This window comes from Chloroflexota bacterium (assembly GCA_018648225.1).
Classification (GTDB): Bacteria; Chloroflexota; Anaerolineae; order Anaerolineales; family UBA11858; genus NIOZ-UU35.
On sequence record JABGRQ010000198.1, the window covers coordinates 1 to 15,268 of the forward strand.

The window sequence follows — 15,268 nt, forward strand, 5'->3', positions numbered from 1 at the left end:
GATGCTTCCATCTTTTGTTTGTAAACGGTGTACAATGTTATACGGTTGGTTGTTTTTTACAGAAGCTGTGTATGCGTCATTCACAAAATCACGGTCGTCGGGATAGACATGGGACAAAAAAGCATCATAAGTGGCCTTGAATTCTTGCGGCTGCACCCCAAATATTCGGTAAACTTCATCGGACCACCATAATTTGCCTGTCACAAGATCCAATTCCCAATTCCCCACGTGGGCCACACGCTGGGCATCTTTGAGCCTTGCTTCGTTCTCCCGCAACGTACTCTCTATTTGCACCCGGTCGGTGATATCGGTGATGAAACCTTCAAGTGTAATAACATCGTTCTCTGTCCCAAGAATACCCTGCCCCTGTTCCCAGACCCATTTTATATTTTTACTGGCTGTGATAATGCGATAAAGCAATTGAAAACTTCGTTGGGTTTTTAGCCCAGCTTGAACCGTATCCCAAACTATCTGACGATCTTCGGGGTGAATGATTTCGGCATAGGAAAGCTGGGCGTTGCCTACCAACTCATCGGGTTTGTAGCCCGTCAGGGGGAGACACCCATCGCTGACAAATTCCATTGTCCAGTTGGGATCATTCATGCACCGGTACGCCATGCCGGGCAAATTGCTCATCAGGGTAGATAGTCGCCGCTGGCTTTCCTGCAATGCTTCTTCTGTCCGTTTTCGCTCGGTAATATCCTGGACAATGGCCTGGATGCAAGGTTTGCCGCGAAAGTGAAGGTGAGAAAGGGAGAGAAGCGCATCATAATATGTGCCATCCTTGCGCTTGAATTGAGCCGGGAAATTCTTGAGAAAGCCCTGTTCTTGAAAGCGTTTTAGCGCCTCGTTTCGCTGGTCAGAGTTCTGATACAGCGCGGCAACATTGCCGATCTCTTGAATATCAGTGGCGCTAAATCCACCGGATTGCAGCATGGCATCATTAAATAAAAGCAAATTACCTTGGTGGTCGACAACACCGATACCAATCGGTGAGCTTTCGAATAAGGTGCGGAATTGTGTTTCGCCCTCGATAAGAGCTGCTTCCACTCGTTTACGATCGGTGATGTCTCGCGATGAGCCATAAATACCAATGATGGCGCCGGAGTGACCCCGTATCGCTTTGACACTATTTTCCATCCAGACGGTCTGCCCATCTGCGTGATAGTATTCCGTCTCTATGGAGACGTAGCGTTCCAAATCAGTATTTGGTTCAATATCACGCTGCATTTCTTCGGCAAACAACATTATCGTCTGCTGTACAGATTCCGGCGTAATCGCTTCTTCCAGGGTTTGCTGTTTGCGTTCTTCGGGCGTAAAGCCGAGTACCTTTTGGATAGAGGGACTCACATAGGTGGTATTAAAATTCTGATCCAGGGTCCAGACAATATCGGCCATATTCTCAGCCAGGAACTTGTATCGCTCCTCACTCTCACGAAGCGCTATTTCGACCTGCTTGCGCTCGGTGATGTCTGTGGCCACCTGCAATCGGACAATACGGCCATCCATCCATTGAATGGCTCGATCATAGTTTATGTACCATTTGCCGGTAATTGGATTCTGGGCTTCCCAGATAACTACTTCGGCGGGATTGCCATCCGCATCAATTAATTGGTTGTTCGTGCAATGGATGCAAGGGCCAGAATTGTCTCGAAATACATCCCAGCAAGCTTTTCCAACGACATCTTCGCCAAAATGGGTTTGCATGTGCTGATTGGTAAACAAAATTTCGTAAGTTTCCATATCCGAGACGTATACATCGGCATCGATACTGTTCAGGATTGTAAAGAGCCGTTCATGCGATTCGCGCAACGCTTCTTCTGCCCGTTTGTTTTCGGTAATATCTAACACGCTGCCGATAAAATATACGGGTTGGCCCTGGGTATCGCGGACGAGATTCGCGTCCAGAATGCCGTAGACTATGCGTCCGTTTTTATGGATAAATTGTTTTTCCATGCGATAGTGGTCAATTTTGCCCGCGGCCAGTAACGCTTGTTTCTGCAGGTTTTCTTCCAGGATTTCTGGGTGCGTAATATCCTTGAGATGCTTCCCAATCAGCTCATCTTCGCGGTATCCCAGCATGTGGCAATAGGCATCATTGGCGCTTTCAATACAAAACTCCAGCGTAACCCGCGCCACACCAATGGCCATATTTTGATAGATTTGCCGGAAACACTCCTCCCCCTTTTGCAAAGCTTCTTCGGCCTGCTTTCGCTTGGCTTCAGATTGTTCAAGCTCGAAAACGCGCTGACGCATCTCTTTCAATTCATTTAGTAATTGTGTTTTTGTCTTTGTACTGTCACGCATCGTGTACCTCGTCAAGCCTGGTCATTTTTGCCATTTTTACAATACTTGCGATACCAGTTTTTTCACCCGCCTTGGAAATTATACTATGGAGTATGTGGCGTAGGGCGAGCAGGCCATAGCCCCTCCGCTGCTAAAACTCGCCCATGCTTGACAGCCGTCCAAAGGGATTTATAATAACAACAGCTAATATCCAAAACGCAAGGACCGGGACGAGTAAGCGGCAGCGGCACCGACAGAAAATGGAGATCATTGGCTGAGAGTCTCCCTCGGAAACCGACCGCCCAAAACCCCCCGCGAGCGTTACGTTGAACAGGTGTCAGGGTATCAGGTATTCGGCAATTAGGAATCGATGGTTGTGCAATATTTCTTCCTGATTACGAATTACCCAATCCCTAATTCCTAACTAAACAAAACGGCTGGCCCCGTTATCGGCCCAAGAGATAAGTCTTTCGAGACTTAATTCGGGTGGAACCGTGTGAAGTAATGAAGCTCGCACCCCGGAATGGGTGCGGGTTTTTTTTGTTTCCCTCACCCCAGCCCTCTCCCACTGGGAGAGGGCTGGGGTGAGGGAAAGGAGAGAAAAATGTCCTACCAACAGCAAGAAAAATACGAAGAATCCGAACTATATCGCATCCGGCATTCGGCGGCGCATATTATGGCGCAGGCTGTAACCGAGTTATTCGAGCCGGATGAAGCCAAAGTCGCCATCGGCCCGCCTATCGAAAATGGCTTTTACTACGATTTTGATTTGCCCCGCAATCTGACCCCCGAGGATCTCAAAGCCATCGAGAAGCGGATGCGCCAGATCATCGCCGGGAAGCATGTTTTCGAGAAAAAAGTCGTCAGCGCCGAAGAAGCCAAAGCCATGTTCAAGGATCAGCCCTACAAAATTGAACTCATCGAAGGCCTGGAACAGGGTGGCACCGACGAGTACGGCGAACCCCTCGACGAGAAGCCCGACATCTCATTCTACACGCACGACACGTTCACCGATCTGTGCCGCGGGCCGCATGTGGAGCATACCGGGAAGGTCAACCCCTCCGCCATCAAATTGATGAGCATCGCCGGAGCCTATTGGCGCGGCGATGAGCACAAACCCCAACTCCAGCGCATCTATGGCACGGCCTGGGAGAAACCTAACGAACTCAAAGAATATCTGCACATGCTCGAAGAAGCCAAAAAGCGCGATCACCGTAAGCTGGGCAAAGAACTCGATATCTTTACCTTCGACGAAGAAGTCGGCCCCGGTCTACCGCTCTGGTTGCCCAATGGCGGCGTGCTTATTGACGAACTGGAAAATCTCGCCAAAGAAATTGAACACAATCACGGTTATGATCGTGTGCGCTCGCCCCACCTCACGAAGGAAGACCTCTTCGTGCGCTCCGGCCACCTTCCTTACTATGCCGAAAGCATGTACCCTCCCATGGAGATGGAAGGCGTGAAGTACTATATCAAGCCGATGAACTGCCCCATGCACCACAAAATCTTCGCGGCGCGCCCCAAAAGCTACCGCGATCTGCCCATCCGTCTGGCGGAGTATGGAACCTGCTACCGTTTCGAGAAATCGGGTGAACTCTTTGGGCTGATGCGCGTGCGCTCCATGCAGATGAACGACGCCCACATCTACTGCTCGGAGGAAGATTTCGAGCAGGAATTCATGGATGTGATCGCCATGTATATGGAGTATTTCGAAATTTTCGGCATCGAAAGATACGTCATGCGCCTGAGCACGCACGGCACAGCCGGGTTGGGTAAAAAATATGTGGATAATGAGCGCCTATGGCTCAAGACCGAAGAAATGGTGCGCCAGGCGATGAATAACGGCGGCGTGCCTTATGTGGAAGTCAACGACGAGGCGGCTTTCTATGGCCCGAAGATCGACGTGCAAGTGTGGAGCGCCATCGGACGTGAATTCACGCTGGCTACCAATCAAGTAGATTTTGCTGTGCCCGAAAGGTTTGACCTGACCTTCAAGAACAGCGCCGGTGAGGATGAGACGCCCCTGTGCATTCACCGTGCCCCGTTGAGTACGCACGAGCGCATGATCGGCTTTCTGATCGAACACTACGCGGGGAAATTCCCTGTATGGCTGGCCCCCGATCAGGTACGCATCATCCCCATTACCGACGATCAGGTTGAGTATGCCGTTAGCATTGAGAAACAACTCAAAGCCGCAGGTGTGCGCGCCAAAGCCGTGATCGGTTCCGACCGCATGAATGCCAAAATTCGCGCGGCACAGAAAAAACAGGTGCCGTATATGCTGGTTGTTGGCGATCAGGAACTTGGGAATAATACAGTATCTTTGCGCAAACGCGACGGCTCTCGCCAGAATGATCTTCCGGTGGGTGAGTTTGTGGCGATGATTATGGAAAAAACCGCGACGCGAGCATCAGAGATTTAAATTCAGAATGCAGAATGATGAATATAAGCAAGCGTACCCCATTCATCATTCTGCATTCAAAAATCTGTAATTATTTTCCTGCATTCATCATTCACAATTCATCATTCCCATGATATACTCCGCCCCGGTCTGGTAGAAGCCAGACTAAACCTATCACACACGTCTCTTGCCTGGCCCATGGAGCGTGCCGCGGGGGAATTTTACTGCGGTTCCCAATGGGATAATAAAGAGACGGAGGAAAAAACGCGAGGAGTTTAAAAAATGTCTGTTATTTCCATGAAAGCTCTCTTAGAGAGTGGTGTTCACTTTGGGCATCGTACCCAGCGCTGGCACCCCAAAATGGCGCCCTATATCTTCACTGAGCGCAATAAAATCCACATTATTGATCTTGAACAAACGCTCCGAGGGTTGGAGACGGCCTACGCCTTGGTCCGTGATTTTGTAGCTGAGGGCGGCAGTGTACTTTTTGTAGGCACCAAGCGCCAGGCTCAAGACACCATTCAGACCGAAGCCGAACGCTGCGGTATGCCCTGGGTCACCAACCGCTGGTTGGGCGGCACACTGACTAACTGGTCTACCATTCGTCAGCGTGTTAATGAACTCAATCGCCTCGAGCAGATGCGCGACCGCGGCGAGTTCGATATTCTCACAAAACGAGAAGCTCTGGACGAAACGCGCAAGATTGACCGGCTGGATATGCTTTTCGGCGGCATCCGCAATATGGACGGTAATCCGGATGTTGTCTTTGTGGTAGATGTTAGTCGGGAAACCACGGTTGTGCATGAAGCCAATGTTTTGGGCATTCCGGTTGTGGCAATGGTGGATACCAACTGTGATCCGCGCAATGTCGATTACATCATCCCCTCCAACGATGACGCTATTCGTGCCATCAAGTTGATCGTCGGCAAAATTGCAGATGCAGTTCTCGAAGGTCAGGCGATGCGCAAGGATGAAGTTGAAGATCAGGCCTACGCGCCCGAGGCCGAACCGGTTGCTTATGGCGAAACTGCCGAAATGAGCGATGAAGAACTGCTCGGCGCTTCTACATTGGCAAAACTCGAAGCTCGAAAAGTGGATGAAGTCGTCGAAACGGCTGAAGAAACATCAGAAAACGCAGAAGCTGAAGTCGTAACTGAAGTCGCAGTAGAAACCGAAGCTGAAGCTGAAACTGAAGCCGTAACTGAAGTCGAAGCAGAAACCGAAGCTGAAACTGAAGCTGAAGCAGAAACCGAAGCCGTAACTGAAGTCGAAGCAGAAACCGAAGCAGAAGCTGAAACTGAAGAAAAAGCCGACGAGGCCGTAGAAGCGGATGAAGAAGAAGAAAAAGAAGATGAGGCATAAGTAATGAGCATCTCAGCAAAAGATATCAAAGTCCTGCGAGAAAAAACTGGCGCAGGTTTTATGGACTGCAAGAAGGCACTCGAAGACAGCAATGGCGACTTCGAAAAAGCGTATGACTTTCTGCGCAAAAAAGGTTTGGCAACCGCTGCCAAGCGCGCCGATCGCGACGCATCTGAGGGCGTTGTTGAACTCTACTCACATGGCGACGGACGCGTTGGCGTTATGGTTGAAGTCAATTGCGAAACCGACTTTGTGGCCCGCTCGGAATCTTTCCGCACCTTGGCTCACGAAATCGCCCTGCAAATTGCTGCACTTTCACCTCAATATGTAAGTGAAGATCAAATTCCCGAAGAAATTCTTGCCAAAGAACTCGAAATCGCGCGCGCGCGTGCTATTGAAGAAGGTAAGCCCGAAAAAATGCTGGACCGTATTGCAACGGGTCGAGTTGAAAAATTCAAAGATGAGTTCGTGCTTTTGCGGCAAGCTTATATCCGCAACGACAAGCTGACTATTCAAGAGTATTTACACGAAAATGTCGCTTCTATCGGAGAAAATATCGTCATCCGCCGATTCACCCGCTGGGAACTCGGAAAAACTAGCAACTAGAATAATAAAAGGCCAACCCCAGGTTGGCCTTTTTTCTAATTCTGACAATCGCTGCACCTTGAGAAAATGTTGCAAAACAGGGTTGTGTGAGAAGCTTCGCCTCTCGCACAACCCTGTTTTGCAGGTTAGCCGAATTGGTAGCGGAAGCAGGTTATCAATCAGCACTTGGAAGGAATACAATATTGATGAAAGAAAATCTTAAGTACAAGCGTATTCTGCTAAAACTGAGCGGGGAATCATTATCGGGGCCCGATGGATTTGGCATTGACCCTTTCCGCGCCGAAAGCGTAGCCGAGCATATCAAAGAAATTTACAAGTTTGGGGTTGAAATTGCCCTGGTGATTGGCGCAGGGAATATCTGGCGCGGGCGCGCTGGCCTGGAACGCGGTATGGATCGCGCCACCGCTGACTATATGGGCATGTTGGCGACTGTCCTCAATGCACTGGCGCTAATGGATGCTATGGAACGCGCAGGTATTGTCACCCGCGTGCAATCGGCGATTGAAATGCGCGATGTGGCCGAACCCTATATACGGCGTCGAGCGATCCGCCATCTGGAAAAGGGGCGTGTGGTGATCTTCGGTGGTGGCACAGGCAACCCCTACTTTTCAACAGATACGGCGGCTGCCTTGCGCGCTATGGAAATTGGCGCGGAAGTCGTCATTAAGGCCACTAAAGTGGATGGTGTATACGACTCAGACCCTGTGACCAACCCCGACGCGGTGAAATTTGATACGCTCACCTATATCGAAACGCTGAACAAGCGTCTCGAAGTTATGGATAGCACCGCAATCTCACTGTGTATGGACAATCATCTTCCTATCCTGGTGCTGAATCTATGGGAAGAGGGCGTACTTCGACAAGCCCTCCACGGTGAAGCGGTGGGAACGCTGGTCTGTGACTGATTTCCATACATTGTAGAACAATCCCCTAAAGGGGGTGTGCGACAGGTATATTGTTGCACACCCCCTTTTTTTTGACGCGTACTGATCCAGTGGCTTTCCCTTGAGACCCCCTCGAGTTGGCGTATTGTAGAGACCGCGATCATGGTAAAATCATCTAAAAGTTGATGGCTAATATGCAAGGAGATTCCCTATGCTTTCTGATCTTTATGTGGACGCAAAAACAAGAATGCGAGGCGCAATCCAGGCTCTGGAGGAAGATTTAGCGGCAATCCGTACTGGACGCGCCAACCCTGCTCTGGTTGAAAAGCTGTCTGTAGAATACTATGGTGCTCCTACTCCATTGCAACAATTGGCTAGCGTGGGGGTTCCAGAACCTCGCACATTACTGATTCGCCCTTTCGACCCAGCCACGATAAAAGATATTGAGCGTGCTATTCAGGCCTCCGATTTAGGTCTCAACCCTAATAGCGATGGTAAGGTCATTCGTCTACACCTCCCCCCTCTCACCGAAGAACGTCGCGAACAGTTGGTGCGTATTGTAGGGCAGCGCGTCGAAGAAGCGCGCATAGCTATTCGTAATGTGCGCCGCGATAGTATCCGGGAACTCAAAGAATTTGAAAATGAAGATATGATTTCTGAAGATGATCGCATTCGAGGTGAAAAAGAAATCCAACAATATACCGATGATTTCATTAGCGAAATTGATGGAACCGGCGATAGAAAAGAAAAAGAGATTCGAGAAGTTTAGCAAATGTCAAAAGATCAAGAAAACCTGCCGGTGAAGATTCCTCGACACGTTGCAATTATTATGGATGGCAATGGCCGTTGGGCACTCTCGCGCGGTTTGCCCCGACTGGCGGGACACAGGGCTGGTACCGATAATTTGCGCCGGGTGATTGAAGCTTGTGTCGAATTTGGGATCCAATATCTTACTTTGTATGCCTTCTCAACAGAGAATTGGGGACGCCCTGTTGAAGAAGTGAGGGGTTTGATTCGCATTCTTGAAGATGTGATTGATCGCGAACTCAAGGAACTGCATAAAAATGGTGTTCAATTGCGCCATATTGGGCAATTAGACCGTATTAACCCATCTCTTAAGAAAAAAGTATTGAGTGCAATTGAACTCACTAAAGATAATAAGCGTCTTGTCCTCAATGTGGCTTTTAACTACGGAGGTCGGGATGAAATTATTTGGGCGGTCAAACGGATGCTGGCCGATCAGGTTGCCCCGGATGATGTGACGGTAGAATTGGTTAATCAATACTTATTTACAGTTGGTGTTCCCGACCCTGATCTAATTATCCGCACATCTGGTGAGTTACGTGGCAGTAATTTCCTCATCTGGCAGGGAGCTTATGCCGAGTGGTACTTTACGCCAACATTCTGGCCCGATTTTGGCAAAGAAGCCCTACAAGAAGCTATCGACGAATACGCGCACCGTGAGCGCCGCTTTGGTCAGGTAAATAAAAAATAGTGCATTATGCGTCAACGACTAATTAGCGCCCTTTTTCTGGTTCCGTTGGGTATCGCTGCTATTTATTATGGTAGTTGGTACTATTTTATTTTAATGGCTGTGTTGGTAACACTGGCCGCTAAAGAATATGCAGATCTGTTCCGCGCTGGAGGACATCAGCCCAATAGCGCTTTAGTTGCTGGGGGGACGTTGGCAATTATCATCAATCAGGCCTTTGATCTTTTTGGCGATGCCCCGTGGTCGCGCGATCCGAGTTGGCTGGTTAGTAGTTTGCTCCTGATTAGCATGGCATTCCACCTTTTCCAGTACGAACGTGGGCGCGATAACGCGGCGACAGACTTTGCCATTACAGTCTCCGGTTTTGTATACTTTGGTTTGTTAGGAGCATACCTGGTTTTATTGCGCCAACTTCCCGAAGGATTGTGGTGGGTTATGCTGGCTTTACCCGCGATCTGGTTTGCCGACTCGGGCGCGTATTTTTATGGGCGCGTCTATGGCCGCAAGAAATTCAGCCCGCGCCTCAGCCCCAAGAAAACCTGGGAAGGCTATATCGCCGGGATTGTGACCAGCATCATTGGCACAACGCTTTTTGCCATACTCTGGCGTATCCCCGCCGGGCCGGAAACGGCCATCACGCCCTTCGCTGGCGCGCTGCTTGGATTTGTGATTTCCATCATCGCTCCTCTGGGCGATTTGGGCGAAAGTATGATCAAGCGACAATTTGGAGTGAAGGATTCCAGCCACTTAATCCCTGGTCACGGTGGGGCATTTGACCGCATTGATAGCTGGTTATGGGCCGGAATGATCGGCTATTACATCATCGTGTGGTTTCTCATATAAAGACTTGCGAAATCTCGATTACGAAGGCGTAAGCCGGAGCCATCAGTTTTATTCAGGAACAGGTCTAAAATTGACAATGCTTTCCTGGCATGGTAATATCCACGTCAGAAATATAATAAACCCCTAGTGGCTCTTATCCAGAGAGGTGGAGGGACCGGCCCTGTGAAACCTCAGCAACCGGTGTTTAGTCCGTTCGTTTTCTAGTCGCAGCGTTTAGCATAAACATTCTCTGCAACCTTAAAACCAGAAACGCAACAGCTAACCCACGGTGCTAATTCCGGCAGATGGATGTTCTGGAAGATGAGAGGGTGCTTATGCCGTTGCGTAGTATGCCCCTCTGAATGATAGGGGCATTTTGTTTTTTGGAGGTAAAAAATGACCACTACTTTTATGCAATCACCCAAACTGATGTTCACATCGGAATCCGTTACCGAAGGGCATCCCGACAAAATGTGCGATCAGATCAGCGATGCTGTTTTGGATGCCTGTCTGGAACAAGACCCCCTCTCGCGCGTAGCCTGTGAGGTTGCCACGAAAACTGGCTACGTTATGTTGCTGGGCGAAATCACCACCCAGGCTTTTGTCAACTTCGATGAATTGGTTCGTAAAGTTGTCGTTGAAATTGGCTACGACCGGGCCAAAAAAGGTTTCGATGGCAACACCTGTGGCGTGCTTTCTGCGATTGCCAGCCAAAGCCCCGATATTGATATGGGCGTGAGTAAATCACTGGAAGCAAAAGGTGGCGAAATCACCGAAGAAGACATCGAAAATATCGGCGCTGGCGACCAGGGCATGATGTTCGGGTACGCCTGTAATGAAACCCCGGCGCTGATGCCCATGCCCATTTATCTGGCACACAAACTCACCTTGCGCCTCGCAGAAGTACGCAAAAATGGCACCTTGCCCTGGTTGCGCCCCGACGGAAAAAGCCAGGTGACCATTGAATACAGCTACGGTAAACCCGTACGCGTGGATACAGCCCTCATCAGTACCCAGCATGCCCCCGAAATCTCGCAAGAAGAAATTCGTGCGGAGATCATCAAACATGTGATTATGCCCACGCTGCCTGCTGATATGGTCGATGATGATCTGAAGATTTTTGTCAATCCGACGGGCCGCTTTGTGATTGGTGGTCCTCAGGGTGATGCTGGCCTCACTGGGCGGAAGATCATTGTGGATACCTATGGTGGGATGGGACGTCACGGGGGTGGTGCCTTCTCCGGAAAAGATTCCACCAAAGTAGACCGCTCCGCAGCCTACGCCGCGCGCTGGGCCGCGAAAAATGTGGTTGCTGCTGGCCTCGCGGATCGCTGTGAAATTCAGGTAGCCTATGCCATTGGCGTTGCCCACCCCCTGAGCGTAAACGTAGAAACCTTTGGTACAGGCAAAGTCGCCGACGAAAAAATTGCTGCACTCGTCAGCGAACACTTTGACCTGCGTCCTGGCGCCATTATCCGCGACCTTGGTTTGCGTAAACCGATCTTTCGTCAGGTAGCCGCCTACGGTCACTTTGGCCGCGACGATCTGAATTTATCCTGGGAACGCACTGACAAAGCCGAAGCGATGCGTAAGGCAGCGGGCCTGTAAACTTCGAAATCCCCGTCCTATATCAAAACATCCCCGTTTTTATTTCTACGGGGATGTTTTGAATTACTTCAAATAGGGCGAAATCTTTTTTATAATATGCTTCTTGGGTTTATAGCCCGTCAGGCGTTCTTTGGGTTCGCCATTTTGGAATAAGATTAAGGTGGGGACGCCCATAACCATATATTGCATCGCTATAGATTGGTTGTGGTCTACATCGAGCTTTACCACATTAACTTTATCTTGCCACTCGCTTGCCAATTCTTCGACGATAGGTTCCAACATTTTGCACGGACCACACCAAACCGCCGTAAAATCTACCAATACCGGTAGCGCCGAATCGAGTAATGTTTCCTGAAAAGTGTCTTCGGTAACATGTTGAATAGAACTCATGATGATCTCCATTTGATTTTAATTTTCGATACCCGATGGTACTTATGCTCTTGAAAAACGTCAAGGTATTCGTTGACGGGCTTTCCTGAGCGTGATAGAATTCTGCCCGTAGTGGGCGCGTAGCTCAATGGTAGAGCAGTGGCCTTTTAAGCCATTGGTTGCGGGTTCGAGTCCCTCCGCGCTCACTCCTTTAGAGACAGTATAACAGGCTGATCTTACAAACCCAGATTTTTATCGGGCTTCCTTGCCCCAGCAGAACCCCACAGGGAATCCCGTGGGGTTGTTTTGTTTCTAACAAAACGGAGTAACCTATGGCTCTCCCAACCTACATTCCCATATCTGATGCCGCCCGCAAATACGGTTACAAAGTGGCCGAGTTGCGAGAAATGGCCGAATCCGGTAAGATAGAAGCCGTCAGATTACCGGATGGTGATGTTATCGTGAGCGAAGCAATAAAACCAAATGTCCGCAAAGAAGATTTGCCGGAATACAAGATGCACAAAAACTTGGCTGGAGTTAGAATAAGCATTAGCGAGGCATCGCGCGTACATAATATTCCTACATCTACTTTAACTCGATGGATGCAGCGCGGGTACATTAGGCGTATTGGGAAAGAAGGTCGCAAGACTATTTTGGATGCACAAGACGTAGCCTATTGTGCAGAGATTTATCGGAAACATGGTGGACAAGGCAAGTGGCTATTTACGCCAAGCGGAACACCCTACCAACCAAAATCTGAAGAACTATTACCTCAAGCGGTATAGGGCGGTTACATATTCTTTAGCTGATAAAGCATCCATCCCACCAGCATATCTCAGAATAACAATCTCTAATACATAAAAGCTCTATATAAAGCGGCCAATAGGCCGCTTTTATTTTGCAATTTATTCTCCATGTTATCTTGACTTAACTTGGAGAATAAATTATATTTCATTTCCATGGCACATTTTCATTAAAAAATTGACCCTGAGAACACCGGCCCTCAGGGTCACGCCCAGAGACTTACGTCCCTGAGCGCGCAAATTGCAGCAAGAACTGCAACTTGCAGAAGAAATTTTAGCACAAAAAACTTCTGCCTGCAGTTCCCAGTGGAAGTTTTTTTATTCCCGCTACTCTGTCCGTGATGGATACCTCCGTTTGGGTAATGCCCTCCTCCACATCACGTCAGGGCGGCGGGAAAAAATTATACGGCCTATATTCGCGTAGGGGAGGGTTGCGCGACGAAAATGAATGGAAGCAGGCAGTAGCGCGCGAACAGACGATGCGGGACGAATTGCAGAAATTCGCCAAAACCTATAAAGCCAACAACGGCAACGGAAACGGAAATTAACTCGATGTCAGTGATTTACTGGCGAAATAAGGAACGTGACAAACAACGCTGCACCGGGAACCTGGCTGTCACGACAAAATATTCACAAGGAGAAACTTATGACCGACAAATTTACCTGGACTAACGAATTCGGAGAGACACTAACCGTATACAAAGAGGCCGACCAGATCGTTATCGAGCATAGCGACTACCCCGGCAGCAAGCTTTTTTACGAAAAGCCGACCGGATTCGCTCGTTTTTTCGCTGCCATGACTAAAGATGTTGCTGTTTTGACAGATGAAGATGGAGAAACCATTGTGCTACACAAAGAAGAAGTTGATTTCATCGAGGCAACCATCAAGGAGCAGGGCTGGTAAGAAAACTTGCGTAATTTATTTCTATGCCGGAGAGCGATTTCCGGCACGGAGATAAGAGACGGAAGCAAAGCCGATCTCGAAGGAGAAAATACCTGATGACCACCCTGATCTCTTTTAGCTCCTCATCCGGCGCACAAAGCCGGTGCGATGCCAGGTGCTACGAAGCCAGGCACAAAAACTGTGCGTGCATCTGTGGCGGCAGGAATCATGGCGCTGGACTGGATCAGGCGATTGAAAACACCCGCGAACTGGCGGAGCAAATGGTTGAAGAATATGCACGGTTACACAATCTCGATGCTGGAACGATTGACACCACCGTGAACAAAAATGTAATTTATCAACTCGCATTACCACTTTAGGAGGCTTATGCAAAAAAATCTAAAACATCGCGATGCGGCAATAGAAGCCGCCCAAAGCTGGATGGTTCAGGCCCCGGTCTTTCTGGACACAGAAACTACCGGCGTCAAGGCTGATGATGAGGTGGTCAGCATTGGTATTGTCGACACCAACGGCATGACATTGCTGGATACGCTCATTCGGCCCAGAAAGTCAATTCCCATGCAAGCAACGAGCGTACACGGGATCACCAACAGGGATGTCGCCAATGCACCGACAATGACCGAGACATGGCCGAAATTACTCAGGATCATAGCGGGGCGTCTGGTTGTGGTTTACAACGCAGCCTTTGACATGCGCTTGTTGTTTCAGTCGGTTAGCTCACCTGAAAAAGAGCAGTGGACATCGGAAACTGTTTGTGCCATGAAATTGTATGCAGCGTTTTTCGGTGAGTGGAATTCCTATCATGGCAGCTACAAATGGCAAAAACTTGGTCTTGCTGCGGAGCAATGCGGTATCGCTCTGCCGGACAATCTGCATAACGCTGTGGCTGATGCTGCATTGACCCACCGTGTTGTGGAGTACATGACGAAGCAACCTATCACACGGCGTTACGAATACGCCTAGAAATGGAGGTGAATAATGACCCGCAAAAAGCATGCAAGGTTATACCGAGATGCCGAAAAGCTGGCTGCCTTGGCTCTCCGGGAGGGCGACATCCAGCCGGGCGAGAAAGATGAATTTATCACTCGGCATATCCAACGTGTGACGGAATACCCCGCTGAGGACAACACCACACGCCGGAAACCAAAAGTCAATTTCTTGCTCCGTGTTTCGACCCAATAATTCGACCACCTGCGAAGGAGGTGATGCCCCGCTAGAAAGTGAATAACGATACCCCGCCGTACACAAGAAGGCCCCCCGGAAGCGCCAAACTCACCGGGAGGCCCGACCGTCCTAGCAACGAGTGCGGTCAAAGGTCAATTATACCCTGTGGATAGGGAGTACGTACACTGACCGCACTCGCACTTTACCGATCGAATAACGTGGAGCGCGCATGACCAAGACCATCATCATTCAAGGTGGTTCGCTTTCATCGTATTACGAGGCAACCCTGAACTACCTGCACCAGAGGTATCAGAACTACCCAGATAATCCGCTGGTGAAAACGAGCAAACCGGCAAAACCGGATGTGAAGACCTGGCAGTGTTTACATTGCGATACCGCCAATCATGCGGATGCTTTGTATTGCGGTGAGAAGTTTGATCGTGCTATTGGTTGTGGCGCGCCGCGTCCAGATGAAACCTTGCATTAAGGGACAAATCCAATGAAACCAAGAACCGATATTCAAAGACGAGCCGCTGAATTGGTAAATGGACGAGAAATAATGAACCG

At 49.4% G+C, this 15,268-nt stretch carries 17 protein-coding genes, 1 tRNA gene and 1 riboswitch; of the genes, 16 read left to right on the forward strand and 2 right to left on the reverse strand.

Going from position 1 to position 15,268, the window contains the following annotated elements; all coding sequences use genetic code 11:
• Positions 1–2,307 (reverse strand): PAS domain S-box protein (locus HN413_16980; protein MBT3392095.1); only part of this gene is annotated, 2,307 nt, incomplete at its 3' end.
• 583 nt (positions 2,308–2,890) lie between these two features.
• Between HN413_16980 and HN413_16985 the strand changes: the two genes are divergently transcribed.
• The 8 genes from HN413_16985 to HN413_17020 all read left to right on the forward strand — a co-directional run bounded on the left by HN413_16985 (position 2,891) and on the right by HN413_17020 (position 11,461).
• Positions 2,891–4,708: a threonine--tRNA ligase gene (locus tag HN413_16985; protein ID MBT3392096.1), complete on the forward strand. Its 1,818-nt coding sequence runs from the start codon at positions 2,891–2,893 to the stop codon at positions 4,706–4,708.
• A 261-nt stretch (positions 4,709–4,969) separates the two neighbouring features.
• Positions 4,970–6,049 (forward strand): 30S ribosomal protein S2, encoded by a 1,080-nt coding sequence (rpsB, locus tag HN413_16990; protein ID MBT3392097.1) that lies wholly within the window; start codon positions 4,970–4,972, stop codon positions 6,047–6,049.
• A gap of 3 nt (positions 6,050–6,052) precedes the next feature.
• Positions 6,053–6,655 (forward strand): translation elongation factor Ts, encoded by a 603-nt coding sequence (gene tsf, locus HN413_16995; protein MBT3392098.1) that lies wholly within the window; start codon positions 6,053–6,055, stop codon positions 6,653–6,655.
• Between the two features lie 185 nt (positions 6,656–6,840).
• Positions 6,841–7,560: a UMP kinase gene (locus HN413_17000; protein MBT3392099.1), complete on the forward strand. Its 720-nt coding sequence runs from the start codon at positions 6,841–6,843 to the stop codon at positions 7,558–7,560.
• A 190-nt stretch (positions 7,561–7,750) separates the two neighbouring features.
• Entirely contained in the window at positions 7,751–8,308 is a 558-nt protein-coding gene (gene frr, locus HN413_17005) for a ribosome recycling factor (protein MBT3392100.1), read from the forward strand.
• Positions 8,309–8,311: 3 nt separating this feature from the next.
• Entirely contained in the window at positions 8,312–9,034 is a 723-nt protein-coding gene (locus HN413_17010) for an isoprenyl transferase (GenBank protein MBT3392101.1), read from the forward strand.
• A 6-nt stretch (positions 9,035–9,040) separates the two neighbouring features.
• A complete protein-coding gene (locus HN413_17015) occupies positions 9,041–9,874 on the forward strand; it encodes a phosphatidate cytidylyltransferase (GenBank protein ID MBT3392102.1) in 834 nt (277 codons plus the stop codon).
• Positions 9,875–10,004: 130 nt separating this feature from the next.
• Positions 10,005–10,181, forward strand: a riboswitch (SAM riboswitch).
• Between the two features lie 83 nt (positions 10,182–10,264).
• Positions 10,265–11,461: a methionine adenosyltransferase gene (locus HN413_17020; protein MBT3392103.1), complete on the forward strand. Its 1,197-nt coding sequence runs from the start codon at positions 10,265–10,267 to the stop codon at positions 11,459–11,461.
• A gap of 63 nt (positions 11,462–11,524) precedes the next feature.
• Here the strand turns inward: HN413_17020 and trxA are convergent, their stop codons facing one another.
• Complete coding sequence (gene trxA / locus HN413_17025) at positions 11,525–11,851, reverse strand: thioredoxin (protein MBT3392104.1); 327 nt, start codon at positions 11,849–11,851, stop codon at positions 11,525–11,527.
• Positions 11,852–11,964: 113 nt separating this feature from the next.
• Between trxA and HN413_17030 the strand changes: the two genes are divergently transcribed.
• From HN413_17030 to HN413_17065, 8 genes are all read left to right on the forward strand, one after another.
• Positions 11,965–12,036, forward strand: a tRNA-Lys gene (locus HN413_17030).
• A 126-nt stretch (positions 12,037–12,162) separates the two neighbouring features.
• Entirely contained in the window at positions 12,163–12,615 is a 453-nt protein-coding gene (locus tag HN413_17035; GenBank protein ID MBT3392105.1) for a hypothetical protein, read from the forward strand.
• A gap of 380 nt (positions 12,616–12,995) precedes the next feature.
• Entirely contained in the window at positions 12,996–13,181 is a 186-nt protein-coding gene (locus HN413_17040) for a hypothetical protein (GenBank protein MBT3392106.1), read from the forward strand.
• A gap of 98 nt (positions 13,182–13,279) precedes the next feature.
• Positions 13,280–13,537: a hypothetical protein gene (locus HN413_17045; GenBank protein ID MBT3392107.1), complete on the forward strand. Its 258-nt coding sequence runs from the start codon at positions 13,280–13,282 to the stop codon at positions 13,535–13,537.
• 95 nt (positions 13,538–13,632) lie between these two features.
• A complete protein-coding gene (locus HN413_17050; GenBank protein MBT3392108.1) occupies positions 13,633–13,896 on the forward strand; it encodes a hypothetical protein in 264 nt (87 codons plus the stop codon).
• 7 nt (positions 13,897–13,903) lie between these two features.
• Positions 13,904–14,500, forward strand: a complete 597-nt coding sequence (locus HN413_17055; protein MBT3392109.1) for a 3'-5' exonuclease — start codon at positions 13,904–13,906, stop codon at positions 14,498–14,500.
• A gap of 15 nt (positions 14,501–14,515) precedes the next feature.
• Positions 14,516–14,719, forward strand: a complete 204-nt coding sequence (locus HN413_17060) for a hypothetical protein (protein MBT3392110.1) — start codon at positions 14,516–14,518, stop codon at positions 14,717–14,719.
• Between the two features lie 211 nt (positions 14,720–14,930).
• Positions 14,931–15,188, forward strand: a complete 258-nt coding sequence (locus HN413_17065; GenBank protein ID MBT3392111.1) for a hypothetical protein — start codon at positions 14,931–14,933, stop codon at positions 15,186–15,188.
• Positions 15,189–15,268 lie beyond the last annotated feature (80 nt).

Bases quoted from the DNA above. Each gene is read 5' to 3' on its own strand.
- HN413_16985 (MBT3392096.1), top strand. From the start codon at position 2,891: ATGTCCTACCAACAGCAAGAAAAATACGAAGAATCCGAACTATATCGC.
- rpsB (MBT3392097.1), top strand. From the start codon at position 4,970: ATGTCTGTTATTTCCATGAAAGCTCTCTTAGAGAGTGGTGTTCACTTT.
- tsf (MBT3392098.1), top strand. From the start codon at position 6,053: ATGAGCATCTCAGCAAAAGATATCAAAGTCCTGCGAGAAAAAACTGGC.
- HN413_17000 (MBT3392099.1), top strand. From the start codon at position 6,841: ATGAAAGAAAATCTTAAGTACAAGCGTATTCTGCTAAAACTGAGCGGG.
- frr (MBT3392100.1), top strand. From the start codon at position 7,751: ATGCTTTCTGATCTTTATGTGGACGCAAAAACAAGAATGCGAGGCGCA.
- HN413_17010 (MBT3392101.1), top strand. From the start codon at position 8,312: ATGTCAAAAGATCAAGAAAACCTGCCGGTGAAGATTCCTCGACACGTT.
- HN413_17015 (MBT3392102.1), top strand. From the start codon at position 9,041: ATGCGTCAACGACTAATTAGCGCCCTTTTTCTGGTTCCGTTGGGTATC.
- HN413_17020 (MBT3392103.1), top strand. From the start codon at position 10,265: ATGCAATCACCCAAACTGATGTTCACATCGGAATCCGTTACCGAAGGG.
- trxA (MBT3392104.1), bottom strand. From the start codon at position 11,851: ATGAGTTCTATTCAACATGTTACCGAAGACACTTTTCAGGAAACATTA.
- HN413_17035 (MBT3392105.1), top strand. From the start codon at position 12,163: ATGGCTCTCCCAACCTACATTCCCATATCTGATGCCGCCCGCAAATAC.
- HN413_17040 (MBT3392106.1), top strand. From the start codon at position 12,996: ATGCCCTCCTCCACATCACGTCAGGGCGGCGGGAAAAAATTATACGGC.
- HN413_17045 (MBT3392107.1), top strand. From the start codon at position 13,280: ATGACCGACAAATTTACCTGGACTAACGAATTCGGAGAGACACTAACC.
- HN413_17050 (MBT3392108.1), top strand. From the start codon at position 13,633: ATGACCACCCTGATCTCTTTTAGCTCCTCATCCGGCGCACAAAGCCGG.
- HN413_17055 (MBT3392109.1), top strand. From the start codon at position 13,904: ATGCAAAAAAATCTAAAACATCGCGATGCGGCAATAGAAGCCGCCCAA.
- HN413_17060 (MBT3392110.1), top strand. From the start codon at position 14,516: ATGACCCGCAAAAAGCATGCAAGGTTATACCGAGATGCCGAAAAGCTG.
- HN413_17065 (MBT3392111.1), top strand. From the start codon at position 14,931: ATGACCAAGACCATCATCATTCAAGGTGGTTCGCTTTCATCGTATTAC.